The organism is Methylophilus sp. 5 (assembly GCF_000515275.1).
Lineage (GTDB): Bacteria > Pseudomonadota > Gammaproteobacteria > Burkholderiales > Methylophilaceae > Methylophilus.
Genome location: NZ_KI911560.1, coordinates 2700758 through 2718023 on the forward strand (window position 1 = coordinate 2700758; position 17266 = coordinate 2718023).

The 17266-nt window shown below is 49.1% G+C and carries 10 protein-coding genes; all 10 read left to right on the plus strand.

Annotation, left to right across the window (positions count from 1 at the left end):
* Positions 1 to 106 precede the first annotated feature (106 nt).
* Positions 107 to 2218, plus strand: coding sequence for a bifunctional diguanylate cyclase/phosphodiesterase (locus METH5_RS15045; protein ID WP_051412961.1), 2112 nt, complete (start codon positions 107 to 109; stop codon positions 2216 to 2218).
* A gap of 130 nt (positions 2219 to 2348) precedes the next feature.
* A complete protein-coding gene (gene motA / locus METH5_RS0113155; protein ID WP_029148946.1) occupies positions 2349 to 3209 on the plus strand; it encodes a flagellar motor stator protein MotA in 861 nt (286 codons plus the stop codon).
* 25 nt (positions 3210 to 3234) lie between these two features.
* Positions 3235 to 4179, plus strand: coding sequence for a flagellar motor protein MotB (gene motB / locus METH5_RS0113160; RefSeq protein ID WP_029148947.1), 945 nt, complete (start codon positions 3235 to 3237; stop codon positions 4177 to 4179).
* Between the two features lie 97 nt (positions 4180 to 4276).
* On the plus strand, positions 4277 to 4819 hold the full coding sequence (locus tag METH5_RS0113165; protein WP_029148948.1) for a hypothetical protein: 543 nt from the start codon (positions 4277 to 4279) through the stop codon (positions 4817 to 4819).
* Positions 4820 to 4862: 43 nt separating this feature from the next.
* On the plus strand, positions 4863 to 5231 hold the full coding sequence (locus METH5_RS0113170) for a response regulator (protein WP_018985223.1): 369 nt from the start codon (positions 4863 to 4865) through the stop codon (positions 5229 to 5231).
* A gap of 30 nt (positions 5232 to 5261) precedes the next feature.
* Entirely contained in the window at positions 5262 to 7637 is a 2376-nt protein-coding gene (gene cheA / locus METH5_RS0113175; protein ID WP_029148949.1) for a chemotaxis protein CheA, read from the plus strand.
* Between the two features lie 12 nt (positions 7638 to 7649).
* Positions 7650 to 8165: a chemotaxis protein CheW gene (locus METH5_RS0113180; protein WP_019882302.1), complete on the plus strand. Its 516-nt coding sequence runs from the start codon at positions 7650 to 7652 to the stop codon at positions 8163 to 8165.
* 81 nt (positions 8166 to 8246) lie between these two features.
* Positions 8247 to 10868, plus strand: a complete 2622-nt coding sequence (locus METH5_RS0113185) for a methyl-accepting chemotaxis protein (protein WP_029148950.1) — start codon at positions 8247 to 8249, stop codon at positions 10866 to 10868.
* 343 nt (positions 10869 to 11211) lie between these two features.
* The gene (locus METH5_RS15050; RefSeq protein WP_029148951.1) at positions 11212 to 14244 is read left to right on the plus strand and encodes a methyl-accepting chemotaxis protein; all 3033 of its coding nucleotides are present in this window, start codon (positions 11212 to 11214) and stop codon (positions 14242 to 14244) included.
* Positions 14245 to 14672: 428 nt separating this feature from the next.
* The coding region (locus METH5_RS15990; protein WP_051412962.1) for a methyl-accepting chemotaxis protein at positions 14673 to 17266 on the plus strand (2594 nt) is incomplete at its 3' end.

Genomic DNA, 17266 nt, shown 5'->3' on the forward strand with positions numbered 1-17266 from the left:
AGCCTGACGCTTTGCGCTGATGCCAGGTATGGCCTGCCACGCAAAAAACTGTTCATAAATACAAAGAACAGCCGATATAACCATGTAACGTTGGTTTGTGGGAGAGATGCAATTGGCAGATTCGCAGCAAAAACCGGTAGCGACATCCTTTTTTTCCGCCTTGCTTGATTCGGTCAGCCAGGCCATTGTGGCGGAGTCTGTGGACGGTATCATCCTTTACTGTAATCCTGCTGCAGAAGCCGTACTCGGCTACGCTGCTGCAGACATGGTGGGCTTGCCTTTCAGCAGAATATTGCCTGACCCTGAACTCAATACACAAAAAATATTGCTGGCAAAACAAGGCCAGGGGCCGTTACCAAACAATTACCAAACGCTGTGTTGCAGCAGCCATAACCCAGCGCTGGACGTCATGCTGACTGTGACGCCGATGCTGAGCCAAGACGGCATCCTGATTGGATTTTCATCTGAAATTCAGGTTGTTGAGTCAGCGGGGGCGCGGCAGCATGCGCTGAATGAACTCACCAAATATAAGCAAAATCTGGCCGCCATTGTAGAGTCCTCGGATGACGCGATTATCAGCAAAACGCTGGAAGGGATCGTGACCAGCTGGAACAAGGCGGCTGAGAAGATTTTCGGCTACACGGCAGAGGAAATGGTGGGGCAACCCATGCTGAAAATCTTTCCGCCTGATCGCACAGAAGAAGAAACGCATATTTTAAGTAAACTCAAGTCCGGCGAAAAAGTCGATCATTTTCAAACCATCCGTTTACATAAATCCGGGCGACAGATACATATCTCAGTGACGGTTTCGCCCATTTACAATGCAGAAGGCCAGATTATTGGCGCTTCTAAAATCGCCAAAGATATTACCGAAAAGCTTAACACTGAAAAACTGGTCTGGCGGCAGGCCAATTATGATGCATTGACGAATTTGCCGAATCGACGCTTGCTGATGGACAGGTTAGGCATGGAGGTCACTAAAGCACATCGTGAAATGCATGGCCTGACCATCATGTTTATTGACCTGGACCATTTTAAAGAGGTCAATGATTCACTGGGCCACAATATCGGTGATGAGTTACTGCAAAAGGTGAGTCATCGGATCCGCGACTGTTTCAGGCAGTCCGATATGCTGGCACGCTTTGGTGGCGACGAGTTTGTTGCGCTCATGCCTTGCCTGAGTCAACGCAAAGACATAGACACCGTTTGCTCAAAACTGCTTAAAGTGTTGAGTGACCCATTTATGCTGGAAGACGCCAATACGGTATATGTATCGGCCAGTATTGGCATTGCGGTGTATCCGATGGACGGCGAGTCAGACCAGGAGCTGATTAAACACGCCGACCAGGCCATGTATGAGGCGAAGCGAAAGGGCAGAAACCAGGCCAAATACTTTATTCCGGCCATGCAGACTTCGCTGGATAAACATCATCAGCTCGGTGTGGATTTACGCTTTGCCTTGCAAAACAATGAGTTCTTCCTCAGCTATCAGCCGATTGTCGATTTAAGCAATGACCAGATTGTCAAAGCCGAGGCATTAATCCGCTGGAACCATCCGATGCTGGGCGTGCTTGCACCGATGGAGTTTATCCCGATTGCCGAGGAAACCGGCATCATACACTCCTTAGGTGACTGGGTATTCAGGACGGCGGTCAGGCAGCTTAAACGCTGGCAGGAAGACTTTAGCTTGCCCTTGCAGTTAAGCATTAATAAATCGCCGGTGCAATTTAATATGGGTAACGATGTTCCGCAGCATTGGCAATCTTTTTTGCAGGAGGTGGGTTTGTCTGGCGAGCATTTAATTGTCGAAATTACTGAGTCGACCATGATGACGCTGCAGGAGTCTACACAAAACAAGCTATTGAGCTTTGCAGAGGCGGGTATTCAGGTCGCGATTGATGACTTTGGCACCGGCTATTCTTCATTGGCCTATTTAAACAAGTTTGATATTGACTACATCAAGATTGATAAAGCCTTTGTGCAGGACATGAAAAAAGACTGCCAAAGCTTTCATCTGTGCGAGGCCTTGGTGGTGATGGCGCACAAGCTAGGCTTGAAAGTCGTGGCAGAAGGCGTTGAAACACAGGAGCAGCACTTGCTGTTACGTGGCATGCAATGCGACTATGGCCAGGGTTACTATTATTCAAAACCCTTAACGCATGAGGTCTTTGAGCAGCTCCTGCAAAGCCAATGCCAGGCGAGTTTGTCGCTCGTCTAGTCGTTTCCATCCTGCCGCACCAACGCTACCAGTGCGATTTAACTGGCTAAATCCCTTTTATTTAAAAAAATGAATCGGTGCGTGCATTGTTATGCTTTCCACAGTTAACTGCTAAAAGTGGAGTCAAAGCATGTTTGTCATCATTGGGTATGTCGTTGTTTGTGGCATGGTGTTTGGGGGGTACGCGCTGGCTGGCGGCCATTTGGGTGCGCTATGGCAGCCGCTTGAAGTCATGATGATCTTCGGCGGCGCATTCGGTGCCTTTATCGTCGGCAACGACACCAAGGCGATCAAAGCCACCATGAAGGCCGTCCCAACATTGTTTAAAGGCTCTAAATACAACAAGCAGTTGTATATGGACCTCTTGGCATTGTTGTTTGAAATCCTGACCAAAATTCGTAAAGATGGCCTGATGTCGATTGAAAAAGACATTGAAGACCCTGAGGCTAGTGCTTTGTTTACTAAATATCCTTCTATTGTGCATGACCACCATCTGGTCGAGTTTATTTGTGATTATTTGCGCCTGATGGTGTCCGGCAATATGGATGCTTTCCAGGTGGAAAACCTGATGGATAACGAGCTGGAAACCCACCATATGGAGGGCCATGTGCCTGCCCATTGTATTGCCAAGTTAGGCGATGGTTTGCCTGCGTTTGGTATTGTGGCTGCGGTGATGGGGGTGGTGCACACCATGGAAAACGTAGCGCTGCCGCCGGCTGAGCTGGGCATTTTGATTGCACACGCGCTGGTGGGGACCTTTTTGGGTATTTTGCTCGCTTACGGTTTTGTTGGCCCGTTGTCCGGTTTGCTGGAACAAAAGCTGGAAGAATCCAGCAAGAGTTTTCAGACCGTGAAAGTGGTGTTGCTGGCCAGCCTGAATGGCTACGCGCCGCCGATTGCGGTGGAGTTTGGCCGCAAGGTGCTGTATTCGACCGAGCGCCCTGGCTTTACTGAGCTGGAAGAGCACGTCAAGCAGGCTAAATCCAAGTAAATATTAAGACCGCCGGGAGAGCGTCATGGCAGAAGAGCATATTGCCCCGATTATTGTTAAAAAGATCAAGAAAAGTGGCGGTGGCCACCACGGTGGTGCCTGGAAGATTGCCTATGCTGACTTTGTGACAGCGATGATGGCGTTTTTCTTGTTGATGTGGCTGCTTGGCTCTACCTCTAAAGCACAAAAAGAAGGCATCGCTGAATATTTTCAAACGCCGCTACACATGGTGTTAATGGGGCCGTCGCTGGGCCAGAGTGATTCGGCTTTGAAAAATACCGGTGGTAAAGACGTCACCAAAAAGCAAGGCCAAGTCAAACCGGTAGAAGGCGATCCGGGCAAGCTCAAGACGGTCAAACTGGAAGACGTTAAAGAAGTGTTGAAACAAGCCGAAAAAGTCAAATTAGAGGCGCTCAAGGCCAAGATTGAGCAGGCCATTGAAGACAATCCGACCCTGCAACAGTTTAAGTCGCAGCTCAAGCTGGATATCACCAGTGAGGGCTTGAGAGTGCAGATTATTGATGAGCAAAACCGGCCTATGTTTGAAAATGCTAAGGCCGAGTTACAGCCGTATGCCAAGCAGATTTTGCGTGAGATCGGCAAAACATTAAATGGCGTGGATAACAAAATCAGCTTGTCCGGCCATACCGATGCGGCGGGGTATGCCAATGGTGACCATGGTTACAGCAACTGGGAATTGTCTGCTGACCGTGCGAATGCCTCGCGACGCGAATTGATTGCGGGCGGCATGGATGAAACCAAGCTAATGCGGGTGGTGGGGCTGGGTTCGGCCATCATGATGGATAAAGAAAATCCGTTTAACCCGATTAACCGCCGTATCAGTTTAATCGTCATGAACAAGGAAACCGAAGAGGAATTATTCAAGGATAACGATCAGATTTCTGTCAGTGAACACGATAAGACGCAAGTAGAAGCATTGCAGAATAAGACGGAAAAGCCTGCACCATAGAAAAGGCTGACCGTTAAAGCGTACAAGAAATTAAGTCATTTTTACATTGTTTATTTCTTGATTGAAAAACCGGGGAATCAGGCAAGATAGGACCACGATGAAAACATTGCCCATAGAAGAGTTAAGAGAATTACTGGCCGCGGTCTCGCGTCACGGTGACTGGCATCTGCTCGAAATCGACACCGATTTACAGCAAACCGCCTTTTTACTGAACGAAGCGATTGAAAAACTCAGCGCCAGTTTTATGACGGTGTATGCCCAGCTAATGGAGCAGCAAGCGGCCGTACAACTACTGGTTGAGGCTGGCAAATTGCAGCCTGAAGAAATGCAGCAATTGCAGGTGTTTCAGGACAATATTGGCCAGGAAGTCAACAAAGTGGTAACGGGCATGCAGTTTCAAGACATGACCAACCAGTTGCTGCAGCGCACCATTAACCGCGTCAATGGTTTAAAGGACTTGTTACATGAGCTATCCAGCCACCAGTTTCCGATGGCGGCGGATGACGAGCATGAAGAAATCAGACGTTTCATCATGCAGCTTAACCAGAATTTTGATCAGGGTAGTCAGCATCTGACCGGCAATTTACGCAAGTCAGTTAATCAGCAAGACTTGGCTACCGGTGACATAGACTTATTTTAATGCAGCGGCGTTTAACGAAATTAGTGAAAAAGGCGAATCAAACATGGCGAAAACAATTTTAACAGTAGACGACTCAGGATCATTGCGTCAGATGGTGGCTTTTAGTCTGAAAGCTGCTGGCTATGATGTCGTGCAGGCCGTAGATGGTCAGGACGGCCTCAATAAAGCCAAAGAGAAAACCGTGGATCTGGTACTGACAGATCAAAACATGCCGGTGATGGATGGCCTGACACTGATTACCAATTTGCGTACGCTCGCTTCGTATCAAAAAGTGCCTATCTTGATGTTGACCACAGAGTCTTCAGACGAGATGAAAGCTAAAGGCAAGGCCGCAGGTGCTAATGGCTGGTTAGTTAAGCCGTTTGATCCTAAGCGCCTGATTGAAGTTGTTCAAAAGGTAATCGGTGCCTAAGCGCCGCTGGTTAAGGGACTGGAGTAAACAATGACCGTGGATATGAGCCAGTTTTATGAGGTGTTCTTTGACGAAGCCGAGGAGTTATTGGCAGAAGCAGAGCACCTGTTGCTTGGTATTGATGTGGAGTCGCCTGATGTTGAGCAGTTAAATGCTATTTTCAGAGCGGCACACTCAATCAAAGGCGGTGCGGCGACGTTTGGTTTTATGGACATGACGGAAATTACGCATGTGCTGGAAAACCTGCTCGACAAAATCCGTAAAAACGAGATGGCGTTAACAACCGAACACGTGGATGCGTTTTTGGCGGCCAAAGATGTGATCAAAATGCAGGTAGATGGTCATCGCCATGGTTCAGAGGTCAATGCTGAACAAGTGAGCGATGTTGCCGCGATGCTGAAGTCACTGTCAGAGGGTAAAGCCGCTGTGGTGGTGGCTGAAGCCGCACCAGCAGCCGTTGCAGAAGCGGCACCTGTTACCGCAGCCCCCGCAACTGATGCAGCCAAGCCTGCCTTGACGATTACGGCGGACGAAAAAGCCAAAGGCATGACCTTGTATGACGTCGGCTTGCCAGCGGTGACCGAAAAAGACCTGGCTAACTTGAAAGATGAGTTAGCACTGCTGGGTGAAGTTGAGGCGTATCAACGTAGCGATCAAGCGCACGCCTTGCTGATTAAAACAGATTCAAGTGCAGATGACATTGTGTCTATCTGTTCATTTATTGTCGATGCCGATGCGTTGGTGATTCAAGTGGCAGGCGATACGCCAAGTGCACCAGAACCTGCTCAGCCTGTGGCCGCGCCGGTTGAGGCAGCTCCGGCAGCAGAGGCTGGCTACGGTTTCTTTGATAATGATCCGATTATTAAAACCGAGGCTAAAACTGACGATGGCCGCATACAAGTGGCTGAAGAAATGGGCTACGGCCTGTTTGCCAGCAACGGCGAGGAGCAGCAAGAAGAGGGCTACGGTTTCTTTGCACCGTTTAAGCCACATCCTGATGCGCCTAAAGCCCAAATGATTGGTGATGATAATGCAGCGGCGGCCATGGCAAAAGCCAAGGCGGAAGCAGCGACACAAGTTGCCAGCACCGCAGAAGCCGCGCCTAAAGAAGAGCGTCGTCAGCAACAAGGGCGTCGTGAAGGTGACAAACCTGCGACTGCACAAAGTGCAGAAAGCACCTCTATTCGGGTCGGCATTGAAAAAGTTGACCAGCTGATTAACCTGGTCGGCGAACTGGTGATTACACAAGCCATGATTGAGCAGCGTGTAAACGCCCTCGACCCGGTGGATAACGAAGCTTTAATTAATAGTGTTAGCCAGTTAACCCGTAATACGCGTGACCTGCAAGAGTCTGTGATGTCGATTCGCATGATGCCGATGGACTTCGTGTTCTCGCGCTTCCCGCGCATGGTACGTGACCTGGCTGGCAAGTTGGGCAAAAAAGTCGAGTTTGTCACCAGCGGTGCAACCACCGAGCTGGACAAGAGCTTGATTGAGCGGATTGTTGATCCATTAACACATTTGGTGCGCAACAGCGTTGACCACGGCATTGAAAAACCTGAAGTGCGTCGTGAAATGGGCAAGCCAGAAAGTGGCACCTTGACCTTATCTGCCGCACACAAAGGCGGCAGTATTGTGATTGAAGTGACCGATGATGGTGGCGGTTTGAACCGCGACAGAATTCTGGCCAAAGCAGCCTCAAACGGTTTGCCAGTCAATGAAAGCATGAGCGATTCAGACGTATATAGCCTGATTTTTGCGCCAGGTTTTTCAACCGCAGAAGTGGTAACCGATGTGTCTGGCCGCGGTGTGGGTATGGACGTGGTGAAACGGAATATTACCTCTATGGGCGGTCATATTGAGATTCGCTCGGCATTGGGTTACGGCACAACGATTTCAATTTCATTGCCATTAACGCTGGCTATCCTGGACGGCATGTCTGTGTCGCTGGGTAAGAGTGTTTATGTGGTGCCATTGAACCTGATTGTCGAAACGCTGCAGCCACGTGCTGAAGATTTGAAAACAGTGACCGGCGAAGGCTTGATGGTGCATGTGCGTGGTGAATATTTACCGATTATCGCCTTGCATGCCTTGTTTAACCACCCGACCCAGATCACGACTCCGACCGATGGTGTGTTGCTGATCCTGGAAGCGGACGGTAAAAAATCCGCCTTGTTTGTCGACCGCCTGGTTGGCCAGCAGCAAGTGGTGATCAAGAGCCTGGAAACCAACTTCAAGCGCATTCCTGGCGTCTCTGGCGCCACCATTATGGGCGACGGGTCGGTGGCATTGATTCTGGATGTGCCAGCCATTATCCAAATGGGGCAAACCACTAACTACGTGACTGGTGGCATGGCATTTTCCAACCAGAATTATTTAACTTCACACAATACCATCAATGCATAAGGAGCATATGCAATGAGTACAAGCACAGAAATGAGCAATTCTTTAAGCGGCAACGCAGGCAATGGCTTGAAAACAGCAGCCGGTGAATACCTGACCTTTGTCTTGGGTAGCGAGCAATACGGCATCGAGATTCTCAAGGTTCAGGAAATTCGCGGCTATGACGCGGTGACCCAAATTGCCAACATGCCATCCTTTATTAAAGGCGTGATTAACCTGCGCGGCAAGATCGTGCCGATCGTTGATTTACGCATCAAGTTTAATCTGGGCAAGGTGGAGTATAACGAATTCACCGTGGTGATTATCCTCAATCTCAACGGGCGTATTGTCGGCATTGTGGTCGATGGTGTGTCTGATGTACGCGAGCTACGTGAGGAGCACTTACGTGAAGTACCGTCACTGGTGACACGCATAGACACAAAATATATCGTCGGCCTGGCAACCATTGAGCAGGAGATGCTGATCTTGGTGGACATCGATAAATTGATGACCAGCGATGAGATGCAATTGATGGAAGCAGCTGTACATTAACTCAACCTATAAAAGCGTGCACAACAGCAAAAACATAAGCGCGATTACTGATCAGAGAGATACTTTTACAAGGATAAAATTATGTTTTCTACCATCGTGAACAAGCTGGCGGCAGGGACTCGGGATTACAGGAACAATTTGGACCAGGTGGCTGAATTTAGCGCACTGAAGTCTGAGATCAACAAAGCAAGAGCCATTGTTGAGCTGAATACCAAGGGGGATATCAGCCATGTCAATGACAACTTGTGCGCATCGCTAGGCTATAGCGCAAAAGAGCTGGTTGGCCAGCATCACCGCGTATTACTGGCGCGTGAAGAGTCCGGCAAACCAGACTATGACCAGTTTTGGAGCGCCTTGCAAGGCGGAAAATCGCAAGGCGGCAGCTTTAAACTCAACAGCAAAGAAGGCGCCGCTGTCTGGTTTCAGGGCTATTACGCCCCAGTAATGCAAGGCTCACAGCTACGCAAAGTGGTGGCTTATCTGACGGATATTACCGCAGAAAAAAAACGCAACCTGGCACTGCAAGAAGAAGAAAAAGCCTTGAATCAGTCTTTTGGCGTGATGGAATGTGACCTCAAAGGTAATATTCTGGAATGCAATGACGTGTTTTTGAAGCCGCTGGGCTATCAACATGCCGAGGTGATTGGCAAGCATATTTCTATTCTTTTAAAAGAAAATACCGCCCAAAGTGATGCATATAAGCAACTTTGGGAGAAGTTGAATAAAGGCGAAAACGCCAAGCTGGAAATCTGCCGCGTGGCAAAAAACGGAGCTGAATACTGGTTTAGCACCAGCTACGTGCCGATTGTGGATGCCGATGGCGCGGTGCTTAAAGTCAAAGTCTACTCTTACTGCATTACTCAGGAAAAACAGCGCCAACTCGACTTTGAAGGCCAGATTTTTGCGGTGAATCATTCACAAGGCGTGATTCAGTTTGATATGAGCGGCCATATTCTGACCGCCAACCCAAATGTGCTAAAGCTGACTGGTTATGCGCTGGACGAAATTGTCGGTAAACATCACAACATGTTCGTCAGTGAGCGCTACAAAAATAGCCAGGAATACAAAGACTTTTGGGCCAAACTAAACCGTGGCGAAGCCGACGTGGGCGTTTATCACCGCTATGGCAAACAAGGGCAAGATATTTACATGCAGGCCTCTTATAACCCGATTATCGGGCTGGATGGCAAGCCGGTAAAAGTGGTTAAATTTGCCACCGACATTACCCAGGCTGTGTTGGCTGATCAGGCGCAAAGAGCCAAAGCGCGTGAAGCCACCATGATCAAGAATGCATTGGAAGCCTCTTCTAATAGTTTGATGATGGCTGACAAAGACGGCTTTATCACTTATATGAACCCGGCTGCACTGCAGCTGATGCGCGAATCCAGCAAAACCTTCAAGCAGTTTTTTCCGCACTTTGATGCAGAAAAACTGGTTGGGCAAAACTATGACATTTTTCATAAAAACCCGTCACACCAGCGTAACTTGCTGGGCGGCTTAACCGGTAAGCATCAAACCGAGCTGGGGGTAGGGGATATGTTCTTCCGCCTGACCGCCAACCCGATTTTTGATAATGATGGTGAAAGACTGGGCACGGTCGTTGAGTGGGTAGACCAGACGCAAGACAAGCGCGTGGAAAACCAGATCAGTGAAGCACTTAAATTAGCGGTAGATGGTGATGTCACCTATAGACTGGATACTTCCATTGCCAAAGGCTCAGCCGTTGAAACCATGGGCTCTATCAACCAGTTGCTGGATATCATGAACGATATTCTGGTGAATGTGCGTGACGCGGGTGAAACCATTAATACGGCTGCGCATGAAATCTCCAGTGGTAACAATGATTTGTCCAGCCGCACCGAGCAACAAGCGTCTAACCTCGAAGAAACCGCTTCCAGCATGGAGCAATTGGCCTCGACCGTGAAACAAAACGCTGAAAATGCACGCCAGGCTAATCAAATGGCTGAAGCGGCATCGCAAGTGGCGATTCGCGGTGGCGAGGTGGTTGGCAACGTGGTCACGACCATGAGTGCGATTAATGAAAGTGCGCGCAAAATTGAAGACATTATCTCTGTCATTGATGGCATTGCTTTCCAAACCAATATTCTGGCACTGAACGCAGCAGTAGAAGCCGCGCGTGCCGGCGAGCAGGGCAGAGGCTTTGCCGTGGTCGCAGGTGAAGTGCGCAATCTGGCACAACGTTCAGCCAGTGCCGCCAAAGAGATCAAAGAGCTGATCACTGACTCTGTGAACAAAACAGCGGATGGCACTAAACTGGTTGAAAGCGCCGGTGAAACCATGCACGAAGTGGTGACCTCGGTACAGCGCGTGACCGATATCATGAGCGAAATCACTGCGGCGTCTGCTGAGCAAAGCTCTGGCATTAATCAGGTCAACGATGCTGTGAACCATATGGATGAAGTCACCCAGCAAAACGCCGCTCTGGTAGAAGAAGCTGCGGCTGCCGCTGAGTCACTGGTTGAGCAGGCGTCTAACCTGATGGATACGGTGAATAGGTTTAAAGTGCGTGGCGCACCACAAGCCACACGTGCTGCTGCGCCGCGTGCGGCCGTTGCTAGCCGTCCAGTGGTGTCAGCACCGGCAAACAAGCCTAAACCAGCTGCACCTAGCCATGCTCAGAGTTATCAGCCGACCAAATCGGTAAGAACAGGCACTGATGATCAAGAGTGGGAAGAGTTTTAACGTAATGATTTAATCAATCTGTCTGCTTGTTTCTGTGAGAGGAAAAGCCCATGACAACAGTCTTTCTTAAAGTGGTCAATGCCCTGGTTGAAGGTTTCTTGTTGTGGGCATCAGCCATCATTGGTTACCCGCTGTAAGTTTTAAATAAATAGTGTATCAAGCTAAAAAGCTGGCCATTGCGCCAGCTTTTTTTGTTATGCGCCCGCTAGTTAATGGTGACGACTTTAAGATGAATAGGCCCGTAAACACCTGTCTGATTATCACATATCGCGCGAACGAAATTTGCCATAATCAGGGGGTGAAAATGTAATTATTTAATCCATATTTATTTTAGGAATCCATGATGACAATTGCAAAACGCATGTATCTTTTGATTGCCACTTGCGCGTTAGCGATGGTGGTTCTTATTGGGGTCACTTTAAACCAGATTGTTAAAGTGTATGACACGACCAACCAGGCCAATGTCAATACTATTCCCAGTATTCTCGAGCTGTCCAAAGCGCAAAATTACTATCAAAGACTGCGCCTGAATGTGTTGCGCCACGTCAGCGTGACCACGGTTGAAGAAAAAGAAAAACTGGCCGCACAAATTCAGGATCGTAAAAAAGTCGTCGAGGAGTCCTTAACGCATTATCAGGATTTGGTGTCTGGAGACAAGGATCAAGCCCTGCTAACAGCCGAAAAAGAAATGCTGAATCGCTACTTTGTGCAAATGACGGCCGTGCTGCGTTTGTCTGACATTAGCGCTCTTGAAGCACCGCAGGCATTGAAAGAGGCCGATAAACTGGCGGTTGAAGTGGCGGATAAACTGGATGAGCATATGCTTTACAACCAGACAACCAGCCTGGCATTGGCAGAACATGCCGCGAGTATCAAGCAGAGCGCGGTGTGGCAATCTATTGCGATTGCTTTGCTGTGCCTGGCGGCGATTGTGGTGTTTGGTGTGCTGATTACCAAGCGTTTACGCGCCGAGCTCGGCGTAGAGCCAGATGAGTTAAGCCAGATTGCACGCAACCTGGTAGAAGGCAATTTGAACCAGAAAATTGCCCTGTCTGCGGATGACAAGTCTAGCGTCGCGTATTCAATTGTGGGGCTGCAACGGACGCTGGATGGTCTGGTGCAATCACTCAACTACGTGAGCCAGCAACATGACGAAGGTGACATTGACTGCAACGTTGATCAAAACCGCTTTAAAGGTGGTTACTCTGAAATGGCGGCTGGCATTAACAAGATGGTGGCTGGCCACATTGCCATGAACCGTAGCGCGATTGACGTGGTAAAAGCGTTTGGCGAAGGTAATCTGGATGTGCCTCTGCAACAGTTCCCAGGCAAAAAAGCGTTTGTGAATGAGGCGATTGAGCAAGTGCGTAGCAATATTAAGGCGTTGGTGAGTGATGTTGATGCACTGGCGCATGGCGCGATACAAGGTAATTTGTCTGCCCGTGCTGACGCCAGCAAATATAACGGTGATTTCCGCACCATTGTGCAAGGCATGAATAGCACGCTGGACGCATTGATTACGCCATTGAACATGACCGCCCGTTATATTGCTGATATTTCAAAAGGCGAGATTCCAGCCAAAATCAGCACTGAATATCATGGTGACTTTAATACCATTAAAAACAACCTGAACCAGTGTATTGATGCGATTAATACATTGATTTCAGAAATGAGCCATATGAGCGCCGAGCACGACATCGGTGAGATTGACGTACGCATTCAAGCCGCTAAATTTGATGGCGCCTATCGTGTCATGGCAGAAGGCGTGAATGAAATGGTTGAAGAACATATCAACACCAACAAAAAAGCCATTGCTTGTGTGAGTGGCCTGGGTGAAGGTAATTTTGAGACGCCATTAGAGCAGTTTCCACGCAAGAAGGCCTTTATTAATGTGGCCATTGAGCAGATTCGTAGCAACATGCAGGCCTTGAATGACGACACCTTGATGTTGGCAGATGCCGCTAAAGACGGCCGCATTACCATGCGTGCCGATGCCAGCCGTCATCCGGGTGGTTTCAGCGATATTATTCAGGGCATCAACAGTACCCTGGATCTGATTGTAGAGCCAATTATGGCGGTTTCTGAAGCAGTAGAAACCATCACGACCGCAGCGAATGAGATCTCCAGTGGTAACTCTGACCTGTCAGCCCGTACCGAGCAACAGGCTTCTAGCCTGGAGCAAACCGCGGCCAGCATGGAAGAGCTAGCCTCTACCGTGAAACAAAACGCCGAGAACGCCAAACAGGCCAACCAATTGGCGCTGACAGCGTCAGGCGTCGCGGTTAAAGGCGGTGAAGTTGTGAACGAAGTCGTTGCCACCATGAGTGCGATCAACGAAAGTGCCAAAAAGATCGAAGACATCATCTCCGTGATTGACGGCATTGCGTTCCAGACTAATATTCTGGCCTTAAACGCTGCCGTAGAAGCAGCACGAGCAGGTGAGCAGGGCAGAGGCTTTGCGGTAGTGGCAGGTGAAGTGCGCAACCTGGCACAACGTTCAGCCAGTGCAGCCAAAGAGATCAAAGAACTGATCACCGACTCTGTGAACAAAACCACAGAAGGCACCAAACTGGTCGAAAACGCCGGTAACACCATGGAAGAAGTGGTTTCTTCAGTACAACGTGTAGCCGACATCATCAGTGAGATTTCAGCTGCCTCTACCGAGCAAACGACTGGTATTGATCAGGTGAACCAGGCAGTGACCAGCATGGATGAAACCACGCAACAGAACGCGGCCTTGGTTGAAGAAGCCGCGGCCGCAGCCGAGTCTCTGGTTGATCAGGCTAACCAGCTCACCGCCGCGATTAGCCAGTTTAAACTGGACGGCCGTGGCATGAGCAACCCATCAAGAGGGGCTACGCAGCATGGCTACTCATCCGCAAAAACCGTGACTCGTTTCCCCGGCGCGCAAGGGGGAACCGTCGCAAAAAAGTTCTCTTTGGATGACGCCAGCAAGGCGCATGACCAATGGAAGACGCGCCTGATTGACTATATGAATGGGCGGCATAAAGAACCGATCAATCATGCCGATGCGGCCAGTGACCATAAGTGCGATCTGGGCAAGTGGATATACGGCGAAGGCAAGCAGCATAGCCATCGCAAGGAGTATAAAGAGCTGAAAGACGCGCATGCGCACTTCCACCAGAGTGTAGGGGATATTGTCGAATGTGTGGCATCCAGAAATATCGACAAGGCCAAGTTTTTATTAGGCGGTGACTTTGCCAGAAAATCTAAAGACACGCATACGGCGATTAATCACTTATCGAGAGTACTTGCCGGTGGCGGAGGCGGTAGTGCGTCGGTCGCGGCGAGGCCTGGCATGCAAAGCCACTTAAAGAAAACCGGCACTGATGACAGTGACTGGGAAGAGTTTTAGAACAGTGTATTAAGCAACAGTATTAACACACAGCAAGTGGTGACGGGGAGCTCTGACAGGCTCCCCGTTTTGCATTTTTAAATTAATATTTAATAACATATTAATACATTCCTTTTTGCTGATTTGAAACAGCAGTCCACAATCTAAGATGTAAAACCATCTGTTAAGTATGGTTATCGCAACGACGCAATAACCATGGAGATACGCTATGGTTGAGTAAATATGGGCTCAACCGTAGCCTTGCCAGCAGGCAGGAAAAATACAACATGATCTGATGGTTAAGGTGTATGCAGCGGCGTGTACACAACTGGCCAGCCACTGGGCTGGTGTGAGACTCAACCTGGTGTGACGGTGTATTTTTTGTTCCCTCTGCGCTTAATCGAGCGATGGATATTCGATTAAATGTGTAATCAATGAGGTTGTCAGTGATGCTTAATAAATTATCTATAACAAAAAAACTGGTTTTAATGGCGTGTGTCGCACTGGTGCCATTGGCGTATTTATCCACGGTGAATGTGCTCAAAACGCAGGCAGACATTAAAACCACCACGGCCGAAATTGACGGCATTGCATTAATCTCTCCATTGATCGTCATGATGGACGATATGCAAAAGCATAGAGGGCTGTTAAATAGTTATCTGTCTGGAAACACCGCCCAAAAAAGCAAAATTTTAGAGGTTGAAGCAGCGTTGGCCGATGATATCCAACGCATACAAGTCTCGCATGACGCCACGCAACTGGTGAGTCACACTGACCCGGTGTGGCTCACTTTTTCAGAAAAATGGCAAAAGAACCTGGCGGCCTATGATGCGTTAAAACTTGAGTCGCTGACCATGACTAAAGAAGCAAGCTTTGCTGCGCATACCACCATCATTGGCTTTCTGATCGAGTCTATCGTCATTAAGGCCGATATCAGCGGGCTGACGCTGGACCCTGCCGAAGAGTCTTATTACCTGATGGATACCGCGGTGCTTAAAACACCGGCATTAACCGAGTCGATTGCTGAAATCCGCGGCTACGGTGTCGGTATTCTGGCAAAAAAGACCATGTCGGATCTCGAGCGCGCCAAACTCGAAGGCGTGATGACCACCATTACGCATACGCGTGAGCGGATTAAACATAACGTGAATGTCTTGTCGCGTTACCCTAATCAATATGTGGATGAAAACATACAACCTTTGTTGCATGCCACAGAGCAAGTAAAACAGCTGCTTGATCGTGCCATTATCCAGAATCCGGCGCTCGATTACGATCCACAACAATATTTTGATGAGTCCAGCACGCTGGTCAAGGCGTCTTACCAAAGTTATGACGGGCTGATTCAAAAGCTTAAAAGCCTGTTGACTGACCGGGTGTCGCAACAAAAAAACCAGCTGTATGTCACTTTGGCCATCACCATACTCGGCTTGGCTTTTATCTTGTGGGTGGTTTACCTGGTTTCGCGTGACATTGTTGGCAAGTCTAATATTGCGCGCCAAATGATGACTGACCTGGTGCAAGGCAATATTCGGGTGTCAGAAACCAGCATAGACCCGTATGATGAGCTTGATCAGGTCATTATTTCTGCTGCATTGCTCAACCAGACCATTTATCAACTGGTACACGAGACCAAAACACTGGCCAACTCGGCCGCAGATGGCAACCTGCAGGCAAGAGGCAACAGCGCCAAGTTTGAGGGCGAATTCAGAGTGCTGGTGGATAGCATTAACCACACTTTGGATGGCGTAGTACTGCCGTTAAATGTAGCCGCACAATACGTGGATGATATTGCGCATGGCAGAATTCCGGCCAAAATTACGGCAGCCTACCAAGGCGACTTTAATACCATTAAATACAACTTAAATCAGTGTATTGATGTGATACAGGCACTGGTGGCGGATGCCAATCTATTATCCAGCGCCGCCATTAACGGCCGCTTAAGCACGCGTGCTGACGCGAGCAAGCACCAGGGTGATTTCCGTGCGATTGTTGAAGGCATGAACAGCACACTGGATGCGGTGGTAAAACCGTTGAACGTGACGTCAAGTTACCTGGACAACATTGCCAAAGGCATTATTCCTGCCAGTATTCAAGAGCAATACCAAGGGGATTACAGCCTGATCATTAACAACCTCAATACGTGTATTGCGGCGGTGAATGCTCTGGTGGCCGATGCCAATAAACTCGCCCTTGCCGCACAAGATGGACAGTTATCTACCCGTGCAGATATTAGTAAGCACAACGGTGACTTCCGTAAAGTAATCGAAGGTCTCAATGGCACGCTGGATGCCGTGGTCAAACCACTGACCGTGACTTCTGAGTATCTGGATAACATTGCCAGAGGCCATATTCCAGCCACGATTTCAGAACATTATCCAGGCGACTACAGCCAGATCATTACCAACCTGAACACCAGCATTGAAGCCGTCAACGCCTTGGTAGCAGACACCAGCATGCTGGCAGAAGCGTCTAAAGAAGGCCGCATTACCGTGCGTGCTGACGTGGATAAGCACAATGGTGATTTCCGCAAGATTATCGAAGGTGTGAACAACACGCTGGACATGATTGTAGAACCGATTATTGCAGTTTCTGAAGCAGTAGAAACCATCACGACCGCAGCGAATGAGATCTCCAGTGGTAACTCTGACCTGTCAGCCCGTACCGAGCAACAGGCTTCTAGCCTGGAGCAAACCGCGGCCAGCATGGAAGAGCTAGCCTCTACCGTGAAACAAAACGCCGAGAACGCCAAACAGGCCAACCAATTGGCGCTGACAGCGTCAGGCGTCGCGGTTAAAGGCGGTGAAGTTGTGAACGAAGTCGTTGCCACCATGAGTGCGATCAACGAAAGTGCCAAAAAGATCGAAGACATCATCTCCGTGATTGACGGCATTGCGTTCCAGACTAATATTCTGGCCTTAAACGCCGCCGTAGAAGCAGCACGAGCAGGTGAGCAGGGCAGAGGCTTTGCGGTAGTGGCAGGTGAAGTGCGCAACCTGGCACAACGTTCAGCCAGTGCAGCCAAAGAGATCAAAGAACTGATCAC